Genomic DNA, 24,066 nt, shown 5'->3' with positions numbered 1-24,066 from the left:
TCTCTCACTTTCCTTCACGAAATCGTGATAAAAGTTCAAATATTGCCGCTGCAGTTTCTTCAATAGAGCGCCTTGTGACATCAATAATAGGCCAATTAAAACGTTCGCAAATGCGTTTTGCATAGATTAATTCTTCAGCTATGTTGATACGATTTGTATAATTATCAAGAGCAAAACCTTCTCCCAAATCACGATTTTGGCGAATATGTGAGATTCTTTCAGCTGAAGCAATTAAACCAATAATTAAAGAATTTTTTGCCTCTAAAAGGGATTCTGGCAAATCAATATTAGGAATAAGAGGAACATTTGCCGTTTTAATTCCACGATTTGCTAAGTAGATACTTGTTGGTGTTTTAGATGTCCTTGAAATTCCTACAAGAATTACATCCGCTTCAGATAAGCTACTGAAAGATTGTCCATCATCATGCTCTATTGTAAAATCCAATGCCTCAATACGGCGAAAATAATCTGCATTAAGATCATGTTGTGCACTCGCACGTAAGTTGGTTGGCATCCCAAGGTAAGATTGAAAAGCATTTAAAACAGGATGTAATATATCAATATAAGGAACTTTTATTTTTTCGCATCTTTTTTGAAGAAGAAGTTTAAGTTTTTCATCAATTATTGTGTAAAGAACAATACCAGGCTCTTGTTGTATTTCATCAAGAGCTTTTTGTAACTGTATTTTATTACGAATCATAGGATAGATATGCTCTGTTGCCTGACTCGTTGTATACTGCGATGCTACAGCTCTTCCAACAGAAATTAATGTTTCCCCCGTTGCATCAGAAAGCATGTGTAAATGAAAGAATTTTTTTTCTTTTGTCACAAAAATTTTAACTCCTTGTTAAGACATGTGCATATATCCTTAGCCTTTTTTATAAAACTAAAATTTAGAAAAAATCTTCCATTATTATACACAGATAAATCCCTTGTGATAATCTAAAACCTCTTTTAAGAGAAAAGAGGGGATAACATCTTTAAGAGAGTGTTATTTTTATCTTTTTTTCCTTCTCTTTTGTGGATAAAATTGAGGATAAATAAAGTGTAAATAATAATTCACACTAAACACAGTTTTAAATAAAAAGAATCCTTATCTTTAATATAAATTTATTAATAAAAAATTCTGTAAAAAATACTCTTGAATGGTACTTAATGAATGCTATAAGTTAAAATCATATTTTTGTTATAGGATAATTAGAGATTATATTGAATTTTGTATTTTTATATAATATTCTTAATATTATACGAATAAATTTCATATAAATGGTACTTGCAGATTAAAGAAATTGAGTGTAAAATGTTCCTTTCTTGAGAATATTTAGTTCTATAAAATCTCCATAAATTGTTCAAGGTAATTCTCTCCTTAATTTAAAGAGCATATTTCATGCAAAAAATGAAACTACAAGAACTTAAAAGTAAAAATCCTGTTGAACTTGTTTCTTTTGCTGAAACATTAGAAGTTGAAAATGCTTCCCTGATGCGTAAACAAGAATTAATGTTCGCTATCTTGAAAAAACTAGCTCTACAAGATGTAGAAATTATAGGAGAAGGTGTTGTTGAAGTTTTGCAAGATGGATTTGGATTTTTGCGATCTGCTGATGCTAATTATCTTCCTGGACCTGATGATATTTATCTTTCACCTGCACAAATTCAATCATTTTCTTTAAAAACAGGTGATACCATTGAAGGTCCTATACGGAGTCCAAAAGAAGGGGAACGTTATTTTGCTCTTCTTAAAATTAATACCATTAATTTTGAAAAAACTGAAAAAATTCGTTATAAAATTCACTTTGATAATCTTACGCCTCTTTATTCAAATGAGCGCTTCCAAATGGAAATACAAGACCCTACAGAGAAGGATATGTCATCGCGTGTGATTGATTTGATATCTCCATTGGGAAAAGGACAAAGAGGATTAATTGTTGCACCACCTCGGACGGGAAAAACAGTTCTCCTTCAAAATATTGCTCATTCTATTACGACTAATCATCCTGAATGTTATCTTATCGTCCTTTTAATTGATGAACGACCAGAAGAAGTTACCGATATGCAACGTTCTGTAAAAGGAGAAGTTGTTTCTTCTACTTTTGATGAACCAGCAATACGTCATGTACAAGTAGCTGAAATGGTTATTGAAAAAGCAAAACGTCTTGTTGAATATGGGCGTGATGTTGTTATTCTTCTTGATTCTATTACACGTTTGGGGCGTGCCTATAATACGGTTGTTCCTTCCTCTGGTAAGGTTTTAACAGGTGGTGTGGATGCAAATGCTCTACAGCGTCCTAAACGTTTTTTTGGTGCAGCGCGCAATATTGAAGAAGGTGGGTCTTTAACTATTATTGCTACAGCTTTGATTGATACCGGTAGTCGTATGGATGAGGTTATTTTCGAAGAATTTAAAGGAACAGGTAATTCGGAAATCGTTCTTGATCGTAAAGTTGCTGATAAGCGTATTTTTCCTGCTATGGATATTTTGAAGTCAGGAACACGTAAGGAAGAGCTTTTAGTAGCACGGCAAGATTTACATAAAATTTTCGTACTTCGTCGTATTTTAGCACCTATGAATGTAACGGATGCAATTGAATTTTTAATTGATAAATTAAAACAAACGAAAAACAATAGTGAATTCTTTGATTCAATGAATACATAAAAAAAATAAGTTTTTTTGGTTAGGATACATCCTGTGGATACAATCTTTGCTGTTTCGAGTGGATTGTTACCTTCAGGGGTTGCGGTCATTCGAGTTTCTGGTCCTCATGTTGTAAATGTTGTTAAAACGCTTTGTGGCTGTTTGCCTAAGCCGCGTTTTATGCATTATGGAAACCTTACCGCTCGTGATGGTAGCTTTTTGGATGCTGCTTTGACTGTTTTTTTTCCTTCTCCTCATAGTTTTACAGGAGAAGATTGTGCAGAGTTTCATTTGCATGGAGGAAAAGCGGTTGTAAATCGTTTTATTGATGAATTGTCTACATTTTCTGGATGCCGTATGGCTGAAGCAGGTGAGTTTTCTCGTCGTGCTTTTATGGAAGGAAAATTAGATCTTGTTCAAGCAGAAGGTCTTGCTGATTTAATAGAAGCAGAAACGGAAAGTCAGCGGCGTTTGGCAGTTATGGGTGCTAGTGGGCATTTAACAGAACTTTATCGCGATTGGCGGTATAAACTTATGAAAGCACGTGCTTTTATTGAAGCAGAACTTGACTTTTTTGATGAAGCTGATGTTCCAAATTCGCTCTCTGATAAAGTTTGGAAAGATGTGGAAGATCTTTGTAGTTCTCTTCAAAAACATATTGATGAGGGAGAACGTGCAAGTATCTTACGTGATGGGTTAAAAATTGTTATTGCTGGTGCTCCAAATTCTGGAAAATCAAGTATCATGAATCGTTTGGCTGGAAGATCTGTTGCTATTGTGACAGATGAGGCAGGAACAACGCGTGATGCTTTAGAGATGAGACTTGTTTTTGGTGGTTTACCAGTTTTTTTGACAGATACTGCTGGTTTTAGAGAAACAGAAAACAAAATTGAGCAATTAGGAATAGAAGTTGCAAGGCAGCATGTTAGAGAAGCTGATTTGGTTATTTTTGTTTATGATATGACAAAGCCAAAGGAAATTGAACTACCAGAAACTTCAGCTGAAATATGGTATGTTGGTAATAAACTTGATCTTTGTGAAAAAAGTGAATTTGATTTTTTTATACAGTTTTCTGCATCAACAGGTTTGAATTTTAACTATTTTATTAAGGAACTTGAGACATTTTGTTCACGTCGTGCTGCTGAAATTGGAAATCTTGTTCCAGCGCGTAAAAGACAACTTCAGCTCTTAAAAGAAGCTGTTAAAGAAATTGAGGTTTCTATAAATTATCCATCTCTTGATCTCAGTTTACGTGCAGAACATCTTCGTCGTGCTAGTGATTTTCTTGGAAAAATTACGGGTGATATAGATGTTGAGGATTTACTTGATATTATTTTTTCGGAATTTTGTATTGGTAAATAATGATTCACGTGAAACATTGATTATTTCATAGACAGATTCAAAAGATTATGTATTTTATAAATTCTGTTTCACGTGAAACTTGAAAATAGATTTTCTATAGGATAAATTCTAATGCACTCGTATGATGTTATCATTGTTGGTGGTGGCCATGCTGGCTGTGAAGCAGCTTGTGCTTCGGCACGTGTTGGGGCAAAAACGGCTCTTGTTACACATAAAATAGCAACATTGGGAACAATGTCGTGTAATCCTGCTATCGGTGGGCTTGGAAAAGGGCATCTGGTTCGTGAAATAGATGCTTTGGATGGTCTTATGGGACGTGCAGCAGATGCTGCTGGAATTCAATTTAGACTTCTTAATCGACGGAAAGGACCAGCAGTAAGAGGACCACGTACTCAAGCTGATAGACAACTCTATAAAAAAGCGATTCAAAAACTTTTGAAAGAACAAGATAATCTTATTCTCATTGAAGATGAGGCTATTGATTTAATTGTTAAAAATAAGAGTGTTTCGGGTGTTGTTTTAAAAAATCAAGGAGAAGTTTTTTCTGGGGCTGTTGTTTTAACAACGGGGACATTTTTAAATGGTCTTATTCATATTGGTGATAAAACATGGGCAGCTGGACGTATGGGGGATCAGTCAAGCGTTCAACTTGCTGAACGTTTGAAAAGTTATGATATAAAGCTTGGGAGGTTAAAAACAGGAACGCCTGCGCGTCTTAGTAAAAAGACAATCCTTTGGGAATCTCTTGCAAAACAACAAGCAGATGAAAATCCTGTTCCTTTTTCTCTTTTAACAGAGAAAATTGAACAACCACAAATTGAATGTGCAATAACACGTACAAACGCGCAAACACATCAAATTATTCGTGAAAATATTCATCGTTCTGCTTTGTATTCTGGAAATATTGAAGGATTAGGTCCGCGTTATTGTCCTTCTATTGAGGATAAAATTATTAAATTTGGTGAACGCGATGGACATCAGATTTTTCTGGAACCAGAGGGATTAAATGATGATACTATTTATCCAAATGGGCTTTCTACTTCTCTTCCTGAGGATGTACAAATTTCTTTATTGAGAACTATTGAAGGGTTGGAAAATGTGAAAATTTTACAATCTGGTTATGCTATTGAATATGATTTTGTTAATCCACAGCAGTTGACGAGAAATTTAGAATTACGCTGTTTGCCAGGACTCTTTTTAGCGGGGCAAATTAATGGTACAACAGGGTATGAGGAAGCAGCAGCACAGGGGCTTTTGGCAGGGTTAAATGCGGCACGTAAGGTGGGTGGTTTAGATGAAATACTTATAAGTCGTTCTACAGCTTATATTGGTGTTATGGTAGATGACTTAATTTCACGTGGGGTGTGTGAACCTTATAGAATGTTTACATCACGTGCTGAGTTTCGTTTATCTTTACGATCTGATAATGCCGATACACGTTTGACACCTTTGGCACAAGAATGGGGAATTGTCAGTAAAATACGTTGGAATTGTTATCAGAAAAAACAACAACGTCTTGATCAAGCACGATCAATATGCCAAAATCTCTTTTTAACACCAAATGAAGCTTCTGCTTATGGATTACATGTAAATCATGATGGAATTCGGCGTTCGGCTTATGATTTTCTTGCTTATCCTCATATGACTTTAGAGCGTCTTTCACATTTTTGGCCACAATTACAGTCAATTGATTCTAAAACTGTTGAAGCTTTAGAAATTGAAGCACAATATGCGGTTTATTTAGAAAAACAAGCACAAGATATAGCGTCTCTTCAACGTGATGAGCGTTTAGAAATTCCCTCTTCGCTTGATATTCAGTCAATTTCTGGTCTTTCAAATGAGCTTAAAACGAAAATTCAAGAAATTTCACCGCGTTCAATTGCTGATGCACAAAAAATTGATGGTATGACACCCGCAGCATTATCGCTTATTGTTACATATATTCAACGTCAACGACGTGAAAAGGCTAAAATAGCTTAATGAATCTTTCTATAGAAAAAAAATATCAACTACTCTCAGATATCGTTCCTTCTGTTTCACGTGAAACGATGGAAAAATTAATACAATTTGAGACTTTAATAATGCAGTGGAATAAGCATATTAATTTAATATCTTCTTCAACAATACCTCTGCTGTGGACACGTCATATTTTGGATTCAGCACAAATCTATCCTTTATATAGTGATTTACTACATTGGTGTGATCTTGGATCAGGTGGTGGGTTTCCTGCAATTGTTATTGCTCTCTTTATGAAAGAAAAAAAAGGCGGACATATTGATCTTATTGAAAGTAATGGAAAAAAAGTCGCTTTTTTACGTACAGTCATTGCTGAACTTGATCTTCCAGCGACAGTTTATCACCACAGAATTGAGGATGTATACAAAAAAATAGCAAAACCAGAGGTTATAACAGCACGGGGATTAGCTTCACTTGATGAACTTTTAAGGCTTATTTTTCCTTTATTCACACAAAAAACAATCGCTGTTTTGCAAAAAGGACGGGATTACTCTACAGAAATAAAAAAAGCCTCTGCCAATTGGCAATTTGATCTGCTAAAACATAAAAGCAAAATTGATGAAAATTCTGTTATTTTGGAAATTTCTCATCTTCGATCATGTAGAGGGTAAAGCAAAATGAGCGAAACACGAATTATCGCTATTGCAAACCAAAAAGGTGGGGTAGGAAAAACAACCACAGCAATTAATCTTGCAACAGCTTTAGCAGCCATTGGGGAAAATGTTCTTATTATGGATGTTGATCCACAAGGAAATGCGAGTACAGGATTGGGAATAGATCGTAATAACCGTCCTTTATCTTCTTATGATGTTTTGGTTTCAGGGGTTTCAGTAACAAAAGCTGCTTTAAAAACAGCGGTACCTAATCTTTATATTGTTCCTTCTACACTTGATTTGTTAGGTGTTGAAATGGAAATTTCTTCATCAAAAGATCGTATTCAACGGTTACGTAAAGCTCTCTACGATGATCCAAAAATGGAGAAAAAATTCAGTTATATTTTGATTGATTGTCCCCCATCTCTTAATCTTCTGACATTGAATGCTATGGGAGCTGCAGATTCTGTTTTGGTGCCTATGCAATGTGAATTTTTAGCACTTGAGGGATTAAGTCAATTGCTTGAAACGGTTAAACAAGTACGATCCGTACTCAATCCATCTCTGGAAATTCAAGGCATTGTTCTTACCATGTATGATGGACGGAATAATCTTTCAAATCAAGTTGTTGAAGATGTACGTTCTTTTATGGGAGATAAAGTTTATCGTACCGTTATTCCAAGAAATGTGCGGGTATCAGAAGCACCTTCTTTTGGTAAACCCGTATTGCTTTATGATCTCAAATGTGCAGGAAGTCAGGCTTATTTGCGTCTAGCATCAGAGGTCATACAACGTGAAAAACAAGCACATGCTGCTGCTTAGAAATGTAAAAATAATTTTTGTAAAGAAAACTCAAAGAGTGAAATTATGAATGATGATCAATCAAAAAAAAGACTGGGACGTGGATTAGCAGCATTGATTGGTGATATGAGTTTGAATAACAGTCTTACACGTTCGCCAGGTGTTGAAAAATTAGCAGAGTTTGGTTCAGTTTCTCCACATTCTGAGCGGTTTGTTTCACTTGAAGCTATTTCGTGTAATCCACATAATCCACGGCGCCATTTTACTGAAGCAGAACTTGATAATTTAGCACAATCAATTCGTCAGCATGGTGTTGTTCAACCTGTTATTGTAAGACCTTCACGCAAAAATCCTCAGTTATTTGAATTAATTGCTGGTGAACGGCGATGGCGTGCTGCACAGCGTGCTCATTTAAGTCAATTGCCAGTAATTATTCGCGATGTGGATGATAAAACGGCTTTAGAATTGGCAATTATTGAAAATGTTCAGCGTGCCGATCTTAATCCTATTGAAGAAGCAATGGGGTATGAACTTTTGCTGAATGAACATGGTTATACGCAAGTAGATTTGGCGCAGGTCATTGGAAAAAGTCGAAGTCATGTTGCAAATACGCTTCGTTTGTTAAAATTGCCAGAAAAAGTACAACAATTTTTAACTGATGGCCAACTCTCTGCTGGTCATGCGCGTTGTCTTATAACCGTCGATAATCCACAAAATTTGGCTAAAAAAATTATTAGTGAAGGTCTTTCTGTGCGTCAAACTGAAGTACTTGCCTATGAACAGGCTAACCCGAAGGTCAAAAAACGAACCTCTATAGAAAAAGATGCGGAAACTAAATCTTTAGAAAAGTTGCTTGCAGATGTCATCGGAATGAAAGTTATTATTAGGCATGGGAAGAAAGGTGGTGATTTAAAAATACACTACTCTTCGTTAGAACAATTAGATGATATCTGTCGGCGTTTGCAAAGCTAATCAATTATTCAAAATAAAAAAGTTTTTTATCAAATTCAATATTGCTTAAAGGTATAATGTTTTGTTTATGAGGGGAGTTTTCTTCGTTTGTAAGGATATTTAGTGTTGCCTTGAAGTGCTAAGTGACCAACAACAAAATATTTAAGTGTAAGATTATTTTTTCTTAAAAAATTTACAAGTTGTGGTTTACGAAAAATATAAGCGATATATCCTTCAATACACTCATTATGAGTGGTTGGATCATTTTTGATCTTAGATGTTTCTGGCTCTGGAGATAAATTTTGACATTCTTTTCCTATTTTTTCCAACTTTAAAAGAAAATCTTCTGTTAAAGGATAATTGGCAACGAGGGGTAATAGAGAAGAATGATTATCTGTTTCTTTTTTTTTATATTTCAGAATTGATAAATTCATCTAAAAAAAGAGCTCTTCATAGCTTCTTAGGAGAGTGGTTATCTTAAATGTTTTTTAAAAATTTAAGATTGTTTAGAGATAGAATATTTTTACTGAGGTAAAAACTCTTTTTCGGATATAAATGCAAGGACATCTATACTTCTATAAGTGTTAAGGTATAAGCAACAAAATCTTTAGATCTTAGGTTGTTTTTTCTAAAATGACCATGATTCTTAGTTTGTTAGAAATATAGGAAGTGTCATTTTTTCTGTTGATTATTTTTGAATTTGGAGAGAGATTTTTATATTCTTTTTCCATTTTCTCTGCCTTTAAAATAAAATACGCTGTTAAGAGATCATTTGCAAAGACAGATTATGGAGGAAAGCGATTATCTGTTTTTTTATTTAGTATATTTTAGTATATGATGTGAAAGAAAAAAGGAACAGAAAGCATAATGTAAAACTAAATATGATTAAAAATTATCCTTTTTTTTCCGAATTTCAGCAAAAACTTCTTCATCTGTTGCATCCTCCATGGCAAGATTTTTTCTGATTGTATGATCATCCCAACGAAGAAAGGGATTTGTTGCTTTTTCTTGACCTAAAGTAACAGGAAGAGTCATGGCATTTTTTTTGCACAATAAAAAAACTTCTTCTGCTCTTTGTTGAAGTTTTTGATTATGTGGATCAAGCATCAATGCGAAAAGAGCATTGTTTTTGGTGTATTCATGGCCACAATAAAGAAGCGTTTCATCGGGAAGTTGACGAAGTTTTTTAAAAGAATCCAGCATTTGTGCTGGGGTTCCTTCAAAAAGACGTCCGCAGCCAAGTGAAAAGAGCGTATCTCCAGCAAAGAGGAGTTTTTTTTCAGGAAAATAATAAGATAAGGCGCCTAATGTATGACCAGGTGTTGAAAGCGCTAAAATTGTTTGATTGCCAAAGAAAAGGCTTTCGTCAGGCTGAAGTGTTTTATCAAGGTGATGAATTTTTTCTTTTTCTGCTTCTGGTCCGATAACAATAGTCTTATAGACTTGTTTTAACTCAGCTAGTGCTTCCACATGGTCATGATGATGGTGTGTTATAAAAACAGTCTGAAGTGTCCAATTACGGCGTTTTAAAGCATTATGGATAGCTTTACTTTCAGGAGCATCAATAGCGGCTGTATAGCCGCTTTTTTCATCATGAATGAGTACACCGAAATTATCTTCTCTACAGATAAACTGTTCAATTAACATGTCTTTTCTCCATGAACAGTATAAAGTGATAAATCTAAAATGTGATTTATAATGATGGATGCATTTTGTTTAAGAATCAGATTTGTCCTTTTCTGTAAAAAGTCCCTGTGAATGTTTTAAGATAAGAGGCATTTGGGTAAGCATGAAAATAACTGTTATAGGCATCACACCAAATACCTTAAAACTCGTCCAAAAATTATCGCTAAAATTGCGCCAAATTATTTCATTCAAAAGAGCAAGAAAAACGAAAAAAAATGCCCAACGATAGGTTAGTTTTTGCCATCCTAAATCATCAAGTGTTAAAGTAGAATCAAGCGCATAACGCAACAGTGGTTTTTTAAAAAACATCCCACCAAAAAGAATAACAGCAAATAAACTATTAATGATTGTTGGCTTCATTTTTATGAAAGTTTCATTATGAAGCCAGAGCGTTAAAAAGCCAAAAACGAGAACAAATATCCCCGAAATAAGAGGCATAATAGGAATTTGTCTTGCAAGGATCCATGATAAGCTTAGAGAAATAATAATAGCTACCATAAAAATAGCTGTTGCTGGGAAAATGGGTTTGCTAAAATTTTGAAAAAGTTCAATGTTTTTTATTAACCATTCTCCCTTATAATTGGCAAAAAAGAAGGCGACCAATGGTCCCATTTCTAAGAGAAATTTAAATGTTGGTGTGAGATGCGTTTTTTTATTGTCGTTCATATTTTTCTCAGAATTATTGTGTGAATTAGGGTTCGTTAAAGGTTGTTTCATACATGTTTTCCTACAATAGTTTCGGCAAAGTCAGAAGCAGAAAAAGGTTGAAGGTCTTCAATATTCTCTCCTACACCGATAAAATAAATGGGTAATTTATATTTTGCTGCGATCGCGACAAGAATTCCCCCGCGTGCAGTCCCATCTAGTTTTGTCATGACTAAACCATTTACACCGGCAATATCGCAGAAAATACCTACTTGGCTGAGTGCATTTTGCCCGGTGGTTGCATCAAGCGTTTGAAGGATTGTATGCGGCGCTTGGGGGGAGTGTTTTCTTAAAACACGAATAATTTTTGCCAACTCATCCATCAATTCAGTTTTATTTTGTAAACGTCCTGCTGTATCAATAATTAATACATCACTGTTTGCTGTTTTTGCTTTCTCAAAAGCATCAAAAGCTAAACTAGCCGCATCTGCTCCTAGTTTGGTGGAAATAACAGGAGAACCTGTACGTTTACCCCAAATATGTAATTGTTCAATCGCTGCTGCTCGGAAAGTATCACCAGCAGCAAGCATAACTTTTAGTCCTCCCTCCGTTAATTTGGCTGCAAGTTTTCCAATAGTTGTCGTTTTTCCAGTACCATTTACACCGACCAGCAAAATAACATGAGGCTTATGACTGAGATCAAGCTCTAATGGTATTGCTACAGGTTCTAAGACTTTTTTGATTTCATCAGCAACAATCATATGAATATCATCTGGGGAGAGATCTTTTTCATAGCGACTGAAAGCTAAAGTATTTGTGATACGTGTTGCCGTTTCTACACCAAGGTCAGCTTGAATGAGAATATCTTCGAGCTCTTGCAATGTCTCTTCATCAAGTTTTCTTTTAACAAAGAGGTCGCTAATTGATCCGCTTAGGCGTTGTGAAGAAAGGGCTAAACCTTTTTTAAGGCGTCCAAACCACGCTGTCTTTTTTTGTTCAACAGAGGATGCAGGTAAAGTTTTTTCGCTCTTTTTTTCATGAATAGTATTTGTGACAATAACTTTGCCATAAGAGGGAATTTTACCAGAAAGAGGAGCTTTATGGAGTTCTAAAGATGAGGGGGGGGCATCGCGTTTTATTGGTGTTGATTTTTGATTTTCTGATTTTTCTTCTTTTTCTACCTCTATAGAGGTTTGACTATTTTTTGTCCTTTCATTTTTTTCTATTATATTGCTTTTATCAGGAGTGGAAATTTGTTCTATTTCCTGCTCTTCAGATTTTTTAAAAGAAAATATTTTTTTTATGAAGGATTTAGTCATAAGAGTTTTCCTGTTCAAGCAGCATTTAATTTTGGAAGGACAGCAATCAATTTATTGCTATCATGGTCAATGATAAGAGCTTGAACAATTGTTCCTGCTTTTGCATTTTTAATTTGTGTCAGAGTATAATCTTCAGTTCGTCCAATTTCATCTTTTTCAACGAGAATTGTTTGCTGGCTATTTTGTAAGCGAGCAAGATGTTTTTGATAAGCTTCTTCACCTGCTTTACGCAATTTTTCAGCGCGCACCTTAACTATTCTACGGTTGACTTGTGGCATTCGTGCGGCAGGTGTTCCTTCTCTTGGACTAAAGGGGAAAACATGAAGGTGGGTTAAATTACAATCTTTGATTAAAGCAAGACTATTTTGAAACATCTCTTCTGTTTCCGTAGGAAAACCAGCTATTAAGTCGGCACCATAAACCATTGTAGGACGTTTGGAACGCAATTCTTGACAAAATTGAATAGCATGTTCACGCAAATGACGACGTTTCATCCGTTTTAAAATCATATTATCGCCTGCTTGCAAGGATAAATGCAAATGGGGCATGATCCTTTTCTCATAGGCTAAAAGATTGATAAGTTCTTCGTCTGCTTCAATGGAGTCAATTGATGAGAGGCGTAATCGGGCCAAATCGGGGATATGATGTAAAATGGCTGATGTTAATTTTCCTAGAGTTGCTTTTCCAGGAAGATCGTGACCATAACTTGTAAGGTCAACACCTGTAAGGACCACTTCTTGAATCCCCTCGCCTGTCAGCTTTTTAATTTGTTCAATGACAGCCCCCATAGGGACTGAACGTGATGGTCCGCGTCCATAAGGGATAATGCAAAATGTACAGCGATGATTGCATCCATTTTGTACCTGTACAAAAGCGCGGGTGCGTTCTTGCATTGCACTGACCATATGGGGAGCAATTTTTTGCACTTCCATGATGTCATTGATACGCACCTTTTCGGAATGGTTTATGCCAAAATCAGGAAGTTGACGATAAGAATGGGCGTGAAGTTTATCTTCGTTCCCTAAAACGAGATCGACTTCTGTCATAGAGGCAAAATTTTGTCCTTCTGTTTGAGCTGCACATCCTGTGACAATAATGCGGGCATGAGGATTTTTCCTTCTCGCTTTGCGGATAGCTTGTTTTGCTTGTCGCACAGCTTCAGCTGTGACAGCACAGGTATTAAAAATAATAGCACCATCTTTGAGCTGCTCTAAACCTGAAGAAGCACTTTCTTTGCGGATAATTTCCGATTCGTAGCTATTGAGTCGACAACCGAAAGTTACAATTTCTATCGTCATCAAAAGTGATCCTTTTTGTAACACCCCGTTAAAGGGTTTAAAAAACCACTAAATTGATATTTTATGGGCCCTGTCATAATAATGTGATTATCTTCTCGGTAAAAAATATTAAGTGTTCCCCTTGGTAAGTTTACATCAACATGGCGCTGTGTCAGACCACGTCGATAAGCGGCCACTGCACTGGCGCACGCAGCACTCCCACATGCTTGTGTTAGGCCTGCTCCTCGCTCCCATGTACGTAAATTTAGACTTTTCTTTGACATTATGCAAGCAATGGAAATATTGCACCGTTCTGAAAAAAGGGAATCATGTTCAAGTATTGGTCCGTATTTTTCTAATGGAATATGTTGAAGATCACTTTCAACAAAAAAGATAGCGTGGAGATTGCCAATAGAGACAAGACAAGCATCTTTTAGGGGACCAGCTGTAATTTCTACATGATTGGTATCAACTATTTCACGTGAAACAGGCATCTCTTTTGCATTGAAATTTGGGCATCCCATATCAACAGAAATGAGATTGTCTGTTTGGTATTTTCCTTCGATTACTCCAGCGGGGGTTTCTAAACGAAAATTTTCACCAAAATTGTGATTTTTAAGCCATGCAATGACGCAGCGGGTACCATTGCCACAAGCTTTAGCCTTTGAACCATCTGCATTCCATATTTCGATGCGGAAGTCGGCTTCGTTTTGGGTTGGTGTGTGGATAGTCATGATTTGATCAAAATGCATTTCAGGATCTGCTGATAAAGCAAGAATTGCTTGTGGTGTAAGAGCCTGTGTGTTTTCGCGCATATCGGCAACAATAATTTGATTTCCAAGACCATCCATTTTGCTAAATGGCGTTTTCATGAAACTTCTCTATTCCAAAGATTACTTATCAAAGGATATATGACTAAAAATCTTATAAATTTCTAGTGTTAATAAATATAAACCCAGGTACATAAATTATTTCGTTTAAAATAAGGAATTTTAATCCTGTTTTTTTAATTTGTTAATTTATCTTTGTAATTATAAAAATATTCACTTAATTTTTTGTGAGTTTATTTATTGTCATGGGAGAGAGTACAGATATGTCGTTTTCAAAAATTTCGTTTTTCGTTGCAATGTCAACTGTAATGCTTTTAGGGGGATGTTCAACAACGCGGTTTGACAGTAATGATAATAGTAACGCATTAGAAGTTTTTTATCCATCTCAACCAATGACAACCTTGGAAGTATCTGCTTCTTCGTTGGAATCTGAAGCTGCAAATGCTTCGATGTATGAGAAAGGAGATTCTCAGAGCGATGGACGAATGGCTAGTCTCGAATTACCAAGTAATGCTACTGATTTGTTTCCTGCAAGTATTGCTGGGGTATGGAATCTTTCTATGGGGGGTAAAGTTTGTCGGATTGCAACGCCACAAACAAAGTTTGGACAAGGATACAGAGCTGGTCCTTTACACTGCTCAGGAATCATTTCCCAGGTGAGGTCGTGGGCTGTTAAAGGAAAAAGATTATATTTTTATAATAGTTCTGGACGTGTTATCGTTTCTCTTTATTCTTCAAATGTTGATCATTTTGAGGGACGTACACTTGATGATCATCCCGTTGTTTTAAGCCGTTAGATCATTTTTGACCGTTTATAAAAAAATAAGCTATATGAGCAGATTCGTGAAAAGAATTTATATTCTTTATTGAAAACGGTTGGAAAAAGGTTGTTTGGATGATTCTCGTTTCAACGCGCTATAAGGAGCTGGTTTCTAAAGGAAAAGTTAGTTTTGATCCAGCTCAATTGGCTGTAACAGAGTACTTTGATCATTTATTAAAAAAAATTTTGGAACAAAATACTTCTCGTTCTTGGTCTTGTATGTTTTGGTCTTTTTTAAAAAAAATATTTAAAAGGAAAAGACAAAATATTGCTCGTGTTACAAAACAAGATGATGAAAGTAGCTCTTTTCAGGGTTTATATATTTATGGTGAAGTAGGACGAGGCAAAACCATGCTGATGGATTTGTTTTTTTCTTGTTTGCCTAAGAGTAATAAAAAACGCGCTCATTTTAATGATTTTATGGCTGATGTGCATGAACGTATTAATTTTTATCGTCAAGCACCTGGGCGTGCAAAGTCTAAACAAGATAATCCTATTTTAGCTGTTGCTGAAGATCTTTCACAAGAAGCAAAGGTACTTTGTTTTGATGAATTTAGTGTAACAGATATTGCTGATGCTATGGTGTTGGGGCGGCTTGTTTCTGCTTTGTTTGATAAAAAAATTTTCTTTATTGCGACTTCAAATGTGGCGCCGAATAACCTCTATTATAACGGTTTAAATCGTGAACTTTTTTTGCCTTTTATTGAAGTTTTGAAAACATATGTTCGTGTTGTTAATCTTGACGCAAAAACAGATTATCGTCTTGAAAAATCGAATCTACAGCCTGTGTATGTAACGCCATTAGGGAAAAAAGCAGATGAATGTATGAACCAAGCATGGGCACTTGTGTTGCAAGGAGATAAAGAAAGATCTGATGAGCTTTCTATAAGAGGGCGCCTTATTCCTATTCCACGTTTTGCTGCGGGTTGTGCACGCTTTGATTATCGAGACTTGTGTGTAAAGCCTTTGGCTGCATCTGAGTATTTGGTGTTAGGGGAGCAATATCATACGATTTTTATCGATAATGTACCGATTATGGATGACACATGTCGCAATGAAGCAAAACGGTTTATTTTGCTTATTGATATTCTTTATGAACGTCACATCCGATTATTTATGTCGGCAGCAGCAAGGGTGGAGGATTTGTATAAGGGCTATGCTCAGACTGCGGAAACATTTGAATTTCAAAGAACACAGTCACGTCTTTTTGAAATGCAAAGTTACGATTATTTGAAGCTTTGGAAAGAACATTTTCTTTTGAAGAAGAAGCTTTGATTATACTTTTACCTTTACGTAAACTGTAAAAACAATAACTCTTTGAAATTAAAGAAATGTAATAATTCTGTTGTATTTTTTTTAAATTCACTTTATCGATACATCATGATAATTTTCTAATAGTTGTTTCTGCGGAGGGTTGTTGTTTCTGTAAGAAGAGAAATTTGTAAAATTCATTTCTTTACTGCTTTTTATGATATTGTTTAAATGTGGTTTAAGTCAAAAATTTTCAGTATATGAGCGCTGATGAGTGTGCGCTGAATTATCTAAAAGTTAGGAAAAAATAAAATGACACGAAAAAAGATAGCTCTCATTGGTTCAGGTATGATCGGGGGTACTTTAGCACATATTATCGCGTTTAAAAAGCTTGGTGATGTGGTCTTATTTGATATTGCAGAAGGTACACCACAGGGCAAAGCTCTTGATATTGCTGAATCTTCTCCCGTTGATGGTTTTGATATCAATTTAAAAGGTGCAAATGCTTATGAAGCAATTGAAGGATCTGATGTTGTTATTGTAACAGCAGGGGTTGCACGCAAACCTGGTATGAGCCGTGACGATCTTTTAGGTATTAATTTAAAAGTCATGGAACAAGTTGGTGCTGGGATTAAAAAATATGCGCCTTCAGCTTTTGTTATTTGTATTACTAATCCCCTTGACGCAATGGTATGGGCATTACAGAAATTTTCAGGTCTTCCCGTCCATAAAGTAGTTGGTATGGCTGGTATTCTGGATTCAGCGCGTTTTCGTTATTTTTTATCTGAAGAATTTAAAGTCTCTGTTAAAGATGTAACAGCGTTTGTTTTAGGTGGACATGGTGATTCAATGGTACCTTTGGTGCGTTATTCCACAGTTGGTGGTATTTCTTTGCCTGATCTTGTTAAAATGGGTTGGACAACACAGGAAAAGATAGATCAAATTATTCAACGTACCCGTGATGGTGGTGCAGAAGTTATTAGTTTGTTAAAAACAGGTTCTGCTTATTATGCTCCAGCTGCTTCTGCTGTTTCCATGGCTGAAGCCTATTTGAAAGACTCTAAGCGTGTTGTGCCTGTTGCAGCCTATCTTTCAGGGGAATATGGAGTTAATGATACCTATGTTGGTGTTCCCGTTGTACTTGGTGCAGGTGGTGTTGAAAGGGTTATTGAAATTGAGCTTGATAAAGAGGAAAGAGAGGCTTTTGATTATTCCGTAAATGCGGTTAAAAAGCTTTGTGAAGCTTGTATTGCTCTTGTGCCTAGTCTCAAGTAAAAAAACAAATTTTCTTTCATTAAAATAAAGTATTGATAATATTAGAATTTTAGGATTAATAATAATCTATAAAAGAAAAGGATAAATGCATGAATATCCATGAGTATCAGGCCAAACGTCTTCTTCATGAATATGGAGCACCCATTGCAAATGGTGTTGCTATTTATTCTGTAGAACAAGCTGAAAAATGGGCAAAGAAACTGCCTGGACCTCTCTATGTAGTTAAAAGTCAGATACACGCTGGTGGTCGTGGTAAGGGTAAGTTTAAAGAACTTGGTCTTGATGCAAAGGGGGGTGTTCGGCTTGCACAATCTGTTGAAGAAGTCGTTGCAAATGTTCAAGAAATGTTGGGCAAAACTTTAGTAACCAAACAAACTGGTCCAGAAGGTAAACAAGTCAATCGTCTTTATATTGAAGATGGTGCCGATATTGAACGCGAGCTTTATCTTTCTCTTTTGGTTGATCGGAGTGTTGGTCGGATCGCTTTTGTTGTTTCAACAGAAGGTGGAATGGATATTGAAACGGTTGCTGAAGAGACACCAGAAAAAATCTTCACTCTGCCCATTGAGGTGGTCGAGGGTGTTACCTCAGCTGATTGTGGAAGACTTTGTGATGCATTGGGATTGCAAGGGTGTGCACGAGAAGATGGTGAAAAGCTTTTTCCAATTCTCTATAAGGCATTTTGTGAAAAAGATATGAGTCTTTTAGAAATTAATCCACTTATTGTGATGAAAGATGGTCACTTGCGCATTCTGGATGCAAAAGTTTCTTTTGATAATAATGCGTTGTTTCGTCATCCAGATATTTTAGAACTACGCGATCTTTCAGAAGAAGATCCAAAAGAAATCGAAGCCTCAAAGCATGATCTTGCTTATGTTGCTCTTGAAGGCACAATTGGTTGTATGGTCAATGGTGCGGGGCTTGCGATGGCAACCATGGATATCATTAAGCTTTATGGAGCTGAACCGGCAAATTTTTTGGATGTTGGTGGTGGCGCATCAAAAGAAAAGGTGACAGCTGCTTTTAAAATTATTACAGCTGATCCAAATGTTAAAGGCATTTTGGTTAACATTTTTGGTGGTATTATGCGTTGTGATGTTATTGCTGAAGGTGTGGTTGCTGCTGTGCGTGAAGTTGGTTTAAAGGTTCCCTTAGTTGTTCGTCTTGAAGGAACGAATGTTGAGCAGGGTAAAGCAATTATCAAGGACAGTGGTTTGAATGTTATTCCCGCTGATGATTTAGATGATGCTGCTAAAAAAATTGTTGTAGCCGTGAAGGGAGCTTAAGTTATGTCGATTCTTGTGAATAAAGAGACGAAAATTCTCGTTCAAGGGCTTACAGGAAAAACAGGAACATTTCATACAGAACAGGCTCTTGCTTATCATGGCACGCAAATGGTTGGTGGTGTTAATCCTAAAAAGGGGGGTGAGACATGGGGGGGGTCAAAAGGTGAAACTCTTCCTATCTTTGCTAGTGTTTCAGAAGCAAAAGAAAAAACAGGTGCTGATGCTTCCGTTATTTATGTTCCTCCTTCAGGGGCTGCGGCAGCTATTATAGAAGCAATTGAGGCTGAAGTTCGTTTAATTATCTGTATTACGGAAGGCATTCCCGTTATGGATATGGTCAAGGTAAAGGCGCGATTAGAAAATTCAAAATCTCGTCTTATTGGTCCTAATTGTCCTGGTATTCTCACTCCAAACGAATGTAAAATTGGTATTATGCCTGGTTCTATTTTTAGAAAAGGTTCTGTTGGTGTTGTTTCAAGGTCTGGAACTTTAACTTATGAGGCTGTTTTTCAAACGAGTCAGGAAGGTCTTGGACAAACAACCGCTATAGGGATTGGGGGTGATCCTGTTAAGGGAACTGAATTTGTTGATGTGTTGGAAATGTTTTTAGCAGATGATGAAACCCAGTCTATTGTTATGATTGGTGAAATTGGAGGATCTGCTGAAGAAGAAGCAGCACAGTTTTTGCAAGATGAAGCAAGAAAAGGTCGTAAAAAGCCAGTTGTTGGTTTTATTGCTGGTCGTACGGCTCCTCCAGGACGTACAATGGGGCATGCTGGTGCTGTTATTTCTGGTGGTAAAGGTGGGGCAGAAGATAAAATTGCAGCAATGGAATCAGCAGGGATTCGTGTGTCTCCTTCACCATCACAGATAGGTAAGACTTTGATGTCAGTTTTGAAAGGCTAAAAGAAAACTTCACCTGAATTAGGAATATTTTCTTAAATTCAGGTGAAAAAGCTTGAGTATAAAAAGCAAAACTTTTTTGAATGTTCGACCCCTCATCTGTTTTGTAAGCATTTAAGGGTCGAAGAAAGATATAAGGAGACGGAATATATGTTCCGGAGAGATATATGGCAAGGCAGGACGAGATAAATAGTCTTTTTGCGCAAACGTCATTTCTTTATGGTGGGAATGCGGATTATATAGATCAACTTTATGCTCAGTATGAAAAAGATCCTACCAGTGTTGATTCGCAGTGGCGTGCTTTTTTTGAAGGTCTCCATGATAACAAAGAAGATGTTCTCAAAAATGCTGAAGGAGCAACGTGGCAGCGTGATCATTGGCCATTAAAGCCAGATGGTGAATTGGTTTCTGCTCTTGATGGTGATTGGTCTTCTCTTGAAAAATATCTTGGTGACAAATTAAAAGAAAAAGCAGCAACGGGGAGTGCTCAAAAGGGAAAAACTTCCAGTGAACAAGATATTATTCGTGCAACGCGTGATTCTGTTCATGCCATTATGATGATTCGGGCATTTCGAGCACGGGGGCATCTTCGGGCAAAGCTTGATCCTCTTCGATTGGCCGAAAAGCTGGAAGATTATAAAGAGCTTTCTCCGGAAGCTTATGGTTTTACTCCTGCTGATTATGAACGTCCCATTTTTATTGATAATGTTTTAGGGTTGGAATATGCAACTATTCCGCAAATGCTTGAAATTCTCAATCGTACCTATTGTTCAACAATCGGTGTGGAATATATGCATGTTTCTGATCCAATCCAGAAAGCATGGCTTCAAGAGCGTATTGAAGGGCGAGATAAAAAAATTGCTTTCACCCAGCAAGACAAGAAAGCTATTCTGAATAAGCTTATTGAAGCAGAGGGATTCGAACAGTTTTTAGACACTAAATATAAAGGAACAAAACGTTTTGGACTTGATGGTGGTGAAGCACTGATTCCTGCTCTTGAACAGATTATTAAATGCGGTAGTGCTTTAGGGGTGCAGGAAGTTATCTTAGGAATGGCTCATCGTGGTCGTTTAAATGTTCTTTCACAGGTTTTGGCTAAACCGCATAGAGCTATTTTTCATGAGTTCAAAGGGGGATCTTATAAGCCTGATGATGTAGAGGGATCAGGTGATGTTAAATATCATTTAGGAACGACGGCTGATTTGGACTTTGATGGTAATAAAGTGCATTTATCACTTTTGGCTAACCCCTCTCATCTTGAGATTGTTGATCCGGTTGTTATGGGAAAAGCACGTGCTAAACAAGATCAACTTGTCGGACCCACACACACTGATTCACTCCCATTGAGTGAGCGTTCAAAAGTGTTGCCATTGCTTATTCACGGTGATGCTGCTTTTGCAGGTCAAGGCGTTATCCAAGAAACCTTTGGTCTTTCAGGTCTCAAAGGTTATCGTGTTGCAGGTTCACTTCATGTTATTATTAATAATCAGATTGGTTTTACAACAGCGCCACGTTTTTCACGTTCTTCGCCTTATCCATCTGATGTTGCAAAAATGATTGATGCTCCCATTTTCCATGTGAATGGTGATGATCCTGAAGCTGTTGTTTTTGTTGCAAAAATAGCAATGGAGTTTCGTCAAATTTTCCATAAACCGGTGGTCATTGATATGTTTTGTTATCGCCGTTATGGACATAATGAAGGTGATGAACCTTCCTTTACGCAGCCACTTATGTATAAAGCAATTCGTAATCATAAAACAACTCTTCAGCTTTATAGTGATCAATTGATCGCAGAAGGATTGGTTTCTTCAGAAGAGATTGAGCAACAAAAAAAGTTATGGCGCGATAAACTTGAAGGCGAGCTTGAAGCAAGTGCTTCTTATAAGCCCAATAAGGCTGATTGGCTTGATGGAAGTTGGACGGGGCTCAAAGCTTTTAGTAATGCTGAAGAGCAACATTCTAAAGAAACGGGTGTTGAATTAAAGACTTTAAAGAAAATTGGTCAGAAACTTGTCGAAATTCCAGAGAATTTTCATGTTCATAAAACGATACAGCGTTTTTTAAACAATCGTGCTAAAATTTTCGAAACCGGTGAGGGCGTTGACTGGGCCACCGCTGAGGCTCTCGCTTTTGGCTCACTTTGTTTAGAAGGAGCACCGGTTCGTCTTTCGGGTGAAGATGTTGAACGGGGAACTTTTTCACAACGTCATTCAGTTCTTTATGACCAAGAAAATGAAGCGCGTTATATTCCTTTGAATCATTTACAAAAGGGGCAAGCACTTTATGAAGTTGTTAATTCTATGCTTTCTGAAGAAGCTGTTCTTGGTTTTGAATATGGATATTCTCTTGCTGAACCACGAGGATTAATCCTTTGGGAAGCACAATTTGGTGACTTCTCTAATGGTGCACAGGTCATTTTTGATCAATTTATTTCATCTGCAGAACGTAAATGGCTTCGTATGTCTGGTCTTGTGTGCTTATTGCCTCATGGTTTTGAAGGACAAGGGCCGGAGCATTCTTCTGCACGTTTGGAGCGGTTTCTTCAGCTTTGTGCGGAAGATAATATGCAGGTTGCTAATTGTACAACACCTGCAAATTATTTTCATATTTTGCGTCGACAAATTAAGCGTGATTTCCGTAAGCCATTGATTTTAATGACACCTAAATCACTTTTGCGTCATAAGCGAGCTGTTTCTCTTCTCAATGAAATGGGACCAGAAGCGAGTTTCTCTCGTGTATTGCTTGATGATGCAGAATGTCTCAAAGATTCTGTCGTGAAGTTGCAAAAAGATAATAAAATTCGCCGTGTCGTTCTTTGTACGGGTAAGGTTTATTACGACCTTTATGAAGAACGTGAAAAAAAGGGTATTGATGATGTTTATCTTCTTCGTATTGAACAGTTATATCCTTTCCCTGCAAAGGTTTTGGTGAGTGTGTTATCACGCTTTTTGCAGGCAGAAGTTTTTTGGTGCCAAGAAGAGCCAAAAAACATGGGGGCTTGGTCATTTATTGAGCCTTATTTGGAATGGGTTTTGACGCATATTAATGCGCAATATTCACGTGCTCGTTATGCAGGACGTCCGGCGAGTGCATCACCGGCCTCTGGGTTAATGGTGAAACACCTTGAACAACTGGCTGCGTTTCTTAAAGACGCGTTAGGTTCTTAATTTGTTACTACTCTGATGTATGGAAAAATATTATGACTACTGAAATCCGTGTTCCTACTTTGGGCGAATCGGTTACCGAAGCAACGGTTGGCAAATGGTTTAAAAAACTGGGCGAAGCTGTCGCTATAGATGAGCCTTTGGTTGAATTAGAAACTGATAAGGTAACTGTTGAAGTTCCTTCTCCTGTTGCTGGAAAATTATCTGAAATCATCGCAAAAGAAGGCGATACGGTTGAAGTGAAAGCTCTTTTAGGAATGGTGGAAGCTGGCCAAGCCGGTGCTTCCCAATCATTTTCAGCTTCTGCGACACCTGTGCCAGCGACTTCATCTGAAACGGAGAAGCTTGCTTCGAGTAGTACTATGCCTCCTTCACCCTCAGCAGCAAAATTGATGTCTGAAAATAATGTAGCAAAAAGTGATATTTCAGGTTCTGGAAAACGTGGACAAATTCTTAAAGAGGATGTTCTTGGTGGATTAGAACAAAGAACAAAAACGCCTACTCCTTCTTCCTCTGCAACAGGTTCTTCAATGGTTTCTGTTCCAGAAACGCGTGAAGAGCGGGTTCGTATGACTAAATTGCGTCAAACAATTGCTCGTCGTCTTAAAGATGCGCAAAATGTAGCAGCAATGTTAACCACATTTAATGAGGTTGATATGTCTGCGGTAATGGATTTGCGCAAGCGTTATAAGGATCTTTTTGAAAAGAAGCATGGTGTTAAACTTGGTTTTATGGGATTTTTTACCAAAGCTGTTTGTCATGCATTAAAAGAACTTCCCGCTGTTAATGCCGAAATTGATGGAACAGACATTGTTTACAAAAACTATGTCAACGTTGGAATTGCTGTTGGAACGGATAAAGGTCTTGTCGTTCCAGTGGTGCGTGATGCAGATCAAATGTCATTGGCAGAGATTGAAAAAGAGATTGGCCGTTTGGGACGTCTTGCGCGTGATGGGAAATTAGCCGTTTCTGATATGCAAGGCGGAACTTTTACCATTACCAATGGTGGTGTGTATGGATCGTTGATGTCAACACCGATTTTGAATGCACCACAATCTGGTATTTTGGGAATGCATGCAATTAAAGAGCGAGCAATGGTTATCGAGGGCCAAGTTGTGATCCGCCCCATGATGTATTTAGCGCTTTCTTATGATCACCGTATTGTGGATGGGCAAGAAGCTGTAACTTTCCTTGTGCGTGTTAAGGAAAGCCTAGAAGATCCGGAACGCCTTGTTCTTGACTTGTAAAATACAGT

Annotated in this window: 20 protein-coding genes; 13 read left to right on the top strand and 7 right to left on the bottom strand. The window is 37.0% G+C overall.

Annotated elements, in window-relative coordinates; genetic code table 11:
- Positions 1-4: 4 nt before the first annotated feature.
- Positions 5-829: a pyruvate, water dikinase regulatory protein gene (locus PVV65_RS00215; RefSeq protein WP_273788775.1), complete on the bottom strand. Its 825-nt coding sequence runs from the start codon at positions 827-829 to the stop codon at positions 5-7.
- A gap of 558 nt (positions 830-1,387) precedes the next feature.
- Between PVV65_RS00215 and rho the strand changes: the two genes are divergently transcribed.
- The 6 genes from rho (at position 1,388) to PVV65_RS00185 (ending at position 8,376) form a co-directional block, all read left to right on the top strand.
- Positions 1,388-2,653, top strand: a complete 1,266-nt coding sequence (rho, locus tag PVV65_RS00210; protein ID WP_007347262.1) for a transcription termination factor Rho — start codon at positions 1,388-1,390, stop codon at positions 2,651-2,653.
- Between the two features lie 33 nt (positions 2,654-2,686).
- Positions 2,687-3,994, top strand: coding sequence for a tRNA uridine-5-carboxymethylaminomethyl(34) synthesis GTPase MnmE (mnmE, locus tag PVV65_RS00205; RefSeq protein WP_273788774.1), 1,308 nt, complete (start codon positions 2,687-2,689; stop codon positions 3,992-3,994).
- 111 nt (positions 3,995-4,105) lie between these two features.
- Positions 4,106-5,974 (top strand): tRNA uridine-5-carboxymethylaminomethyl(34) synthesis enzyme MnmG, encoded by a 1,869-nt coding sequence (mnmG, locus tag PVV65_RS00200; RefSeq protein ID WP_273788773.1) that lies wholly within the window; start codon positions 4,106-4,108, stop codon positions 5,972-5,974.
- Complete coding sequence (rsmG, locus tag PVV65_RS00195; RefSeq protein ID WP_273788772.1) at positions 5,974-6,621, top strand: 16S rRNA (guanine(527)-N(7))-methyltransferase RsmG; 648 nt, start codon at positions 5,974-5,976, stop codon at positions 6,619-6,621. The genes mnmG and rsmG overlap by 1 nt, the downstream gene beginning before the upstream one ends.
- Before the next feature lie 6 nt (positions 6,622-6,627).
- Positions 6,628-7,425 carry a ParA family protein gene (locus PVV65_RS00190; RefSeq protein WP_208442179.1) on the top strand — a complete coding sequence of 266 codons (798 nt, stop codon included), beginning with the start codon at positions 6,628-6,630 and terminating at the stop codon, positions 7,423-7,425.
- A gap of 45 nt (positions 7,426-7,470) precedes the next feature.
- Entirely contained in the window at positions 7,471-8,376 is a 906-nt protein-coding gene (locus tag PVV65_RS00185; RefSeq protein WP_273788771.1) for a ParB/RepB/Spo0J family partition protein, read from the top strand.
- A gap of 65 nt (positions 8,377-8,441) precedes the next feature.
- Here PVV65_RS00185 and PVV65_RS00180 read toward each other — a convergent pair whose 3' ends face one another.
- The 6 genes from PVV65_RS00180 to dapF form a co-directional block, all read right to left on the bottom strand.
- Positions 8,442-8,789 (bottom strand): hypothetical protein, encoded by a 348-nt coding sequence (locus tag PVV65_RS00180; RefSeq protein WP_273788770.1) that lies wholly within the window; start codon positions 8,787-8,789, stop codon positions 8,442-8,444.
- 451 nt (positions 8,790-9,240) lie between these two features.
- Positions 9,241-10,002 carry a hydroxyacylglutathione hydrolase gene (gloB, locus tag PVV65_RS00175; protein ID WP_273788769.1) on the bottom strand — a complete coding sequence of 254 codons (762 nt, stop codon included), beginning with the start codon at positions 10,000-10,002 and terminating at the stop codon, positions 9,241-9,243.
- Between the two features lie 69 nt (positions 10,003-10,071).
- Complete coding sequence (locus PVV65_RS00170) at positions 10,072-10,758, bottom strand: septation protein A (protein ID WP_273788768.1); 687 nt, start codon at positions 10,756-10,758, stop codon at positions 10,072-10,074.
- Positions 10,755-12,005: a signal recognition particle-docking protein FtsY gene (gene ftsY / locus PVV65_RS00165; RefSeq protein WP_273788767.1), complete on the bottom strand. Its 1,251-nt coding sequence runs from the start codon at positions 12,003-12,005 to the stop codon at positions 10,755-10,757. Before ftsY ends, PVV65_RS00170 begins: the two co-directional genes overlap by 4 nt.
- Before the next feature lie 14 nt (positions 12,006-12,019).
- Complete coding sequence (mtaB, locus tag PVV65_RS00160) at positions 12,020-13,303, bottom strand: tRNA (N(6)-L-threonylcarbamoyladenosine(37)-C(2))-methylthiotransferase MtaB (protein ID WP_273788766.1); 1,284 nt, start codon at positions 13,301-13,303, stop codon at positions 12,020-12,022.
- Entirely contained in the window at positions 13,303-14,154 is an 852-nt protein-coding gene (gene dapF / locus PVV65_RS00155; protein ID WP_273788765.1) for a diaminopimelate epimerase, read from the bottom strand. The genes mtaB and dapF overlap by 1 nt, the downstream gene beginning before the upstream one ends.
- Positions 14,155-14,375: 221 nt before the next feature.
- Between dapF and PVV65_RS00150 the strand changes: the two genes are divergently transcribed.
- From PVV65_RS00150 to odhB, 7 genes are all read left to right on the top strand, one after another.
- Positions 14,376-14,909 (top strand): AprI/Inh family metalloprotease inhibitor, encoded by a 534-nt coding sequence (locus tag PVV65_RS00150; protein ID WP_273788764.1) that lies wholly within the window; start codon positions 14,376-14,378, stop codon positions 14,907-14,909.
- A gap of 98 nt (positions 14,910-15,007) precedes the next feature.
- Positions 15,008-16,207: a cell division protein ZapE gene (gene zapE, locus PVV65_RS00145; RefSeq protein ID WP_273788763.1), complete on the top strand. Its 1,200-nt coding sequence runs from the start codon at positions 15,008-15,010 to the stop codon at positions 16,205-16,207.
- Positions 16,208-16,495: 288 nt separating this feature from the next.
- Complete coding sequence (gene mdh, locus PVV65_RS00140) at positions 16,496-17,458, top strand: malate dehydrogenase (RefSeq protein ID WP_273788762.1); 963 nt, start codon at positions 16,496-16,498, stop codon at positions 17,456-17,458.
- Between the two features lie 89 nt (positions 17,459-17,547).
- Positions 17,548-18,744 (top strand): ADP-forming succinate--CoA ligase subunit beta, encoded by a 1,197-nt coding sequence (gene sucC / locus PVV65_RS00135; RefSeq protein WP_273788761.1) that lies wholly within the window; start codon positions 17,548-17,550, stop codon positions 18,742-18,744.
- Between the two features lie 3 nt (positions 18,745-18,747).
- Positions 18,748-19,650, top strand: coding sequence for a succinate--CoA ligase subunit alpha (sucD, locus tag PVV65_RS00130; protein WP_273753976.1), 903 nt, complete (start codon positions 18,748-18,750; stop codon positions 19,648-19,650).
- Positions 19,651-19,814: 164 nt separating this feature from the next.
- On the top strand, positions 19,815-22,814 hold the full coding sequence (locus PVV65_RS00125) for a 2-oxoglutarate dehydrogenase E1 component (RefSeq protein WP_273788760.1): 3,000 nt from the start codon (positions 19,815-19,817) through the stop codon (positions 22,812-22,814).
- A 32-nt stretch (positions 22,815-22,846) separates the two neighbouring features.
- Positions 22,847-24,058 carry a 2-oxoglutarate dehydrogenase complex dihydrolipoyllysine-residue succinyltransferase gene (odhB, locus tag PVV65_RS00120; protein WP_273788759.1) on the top strand — a complete coding sequence of 404 codons (1,212 nt, stop codon included), beginning with the start codon at positions 22,847-22,849 and terminating at the stop codon, positions 24,056-24,058.
- The last annotated feature ends 8 nt before the right edge of the window (positions 24,059-24,066 follow it).

Source organism: Bartonella sp. ML70XJBT, assembly GCF_028618425.1.
Lineage (GTDB): Bacteria > Pseudomonadota > Alphaproteobacteria > Rhizobiales > Rhizobiaceae > Bartonella.
This window is presented reverse-complemented; position numbering and strand designations above follow the sequence as displayed.

Bases quoted from the DNA above. Each gene is read 5' to 3' on its own strand.
- rho (WP_007347262.1), top strand. From the start codon at position 1,388: ATGCAAAAAATGAAACTACAAGAACTTAAAAGTAAAAATCCTGTTGAA.
- mnmG (WP_273788773.1), top strand. From the start codon at position 4,106: ATGCACTCGTATGATGTTATCATTGTTGGTGGTGGCCATGCTGGCTGT.
- rsmG (WP_273788772.1), top strand. From the start codon at position 5,974: ATGAATCTTTCTATAGAAAAAAAATATCAACTACTCTCAGATATCGTT.
- PVV65_RS00190 (WP_208442179.1), top strand. From the start codon at position 6,628: ATGAGCGAAACACGAATTATCGCTATTGCAAACCAAAAAGGTGGGGTA.
- PVV65_RS00185 (WP_273788771.1), top strand. From the start codon at position 7,471: ATGAATGATGATCAATCAAAAAAAAGACTGGGACGTGGATTAGCAGCA.
- PVV65_RS00180 (WP_273788770.1), bottom strand. From the start codon at position 8,789: ATGAATTTATCAATTCTGAAATATAAAAAAAAAGAAACAGATAATCAT.
- gloB (WP_273788769.1), bottom strand. From the start codon at position 10,002: ATGTTAATTGAACAGTTTATCTGTAGAGAAGATAATTTCGGTGTACTC.
- PVV65_RS00170 (WP_273788768.1), bottom strand. From the start codon at position 10,758: ATGAAACAACCTTTAACGAACCCTAATTCACACAATAATTCTGAGAAA.
- ftsY (WP_273788767.1), bottom strand. From the start codon at position 12,005: ATGACTAAATCCTTCATAAAAAAAATATTTTCTTTTAAAAAATCTGAA.
- mtaB (WP_273788766.1), bottom strand. From the start codon at position 13,303: ATGACGATAGAAATTGTAACTTTCGGTTGTCGACTCAATAGCTACGAA.
- dapF (WP_273788765.1), bottom strand. From the start codon at position 14,154: ATGAAAACGCCATTTAGCAAAATGGATGGTCTTGGAAATCAAATTATT.
- PVV65_RS00150 (WP_273788764.1), top strand. From the start codon at position 14,376: ATGTCGTTTTCAAAAATTTCGTTTTTCGTTGCAATGTCAACTGTAATG.
- zapE (WP_273788763.1), top strand. From the start codon at position 15,008: ATGATTCTCGTTTCAACGCGCTATAAGGAGCTGGTTTCTAAAGGAAAA.
- mdh (WP_273788762.1), top strand. From the start codon at position 16,496: ATGACACGAAAAAAGATAGCTCTCATTGGTTCAGGTATGATCGGGGGT.
- sucC (WP_273788761.1), top strand. From the start codon at position 17,548: ATGAATATCCATGAGTATCAGGCCAAACGTCTTCTTCATGAATATGGA.
- sucD (WP_273753976.1), top strand. From the start codon at position 18,748: ATGTCGATTCTTGTGAATAAAGAGACGAAAATTCTCGTTCAAGGGCTT.
- PVV65_RS00125 (WP_273788760.1), top strand. From the start codon at position 19,815: ATGGCAAGGCAGGACGAGATAAATAGTCTTTTTGCGCAAACGTCATTT.
- odhB (WP_273788759.1), top strand. From the start codon at position 22,847: ATGACTACTGAAATCCGTGTTCCTACTTTGGGCGAATCGGTTACCGAA.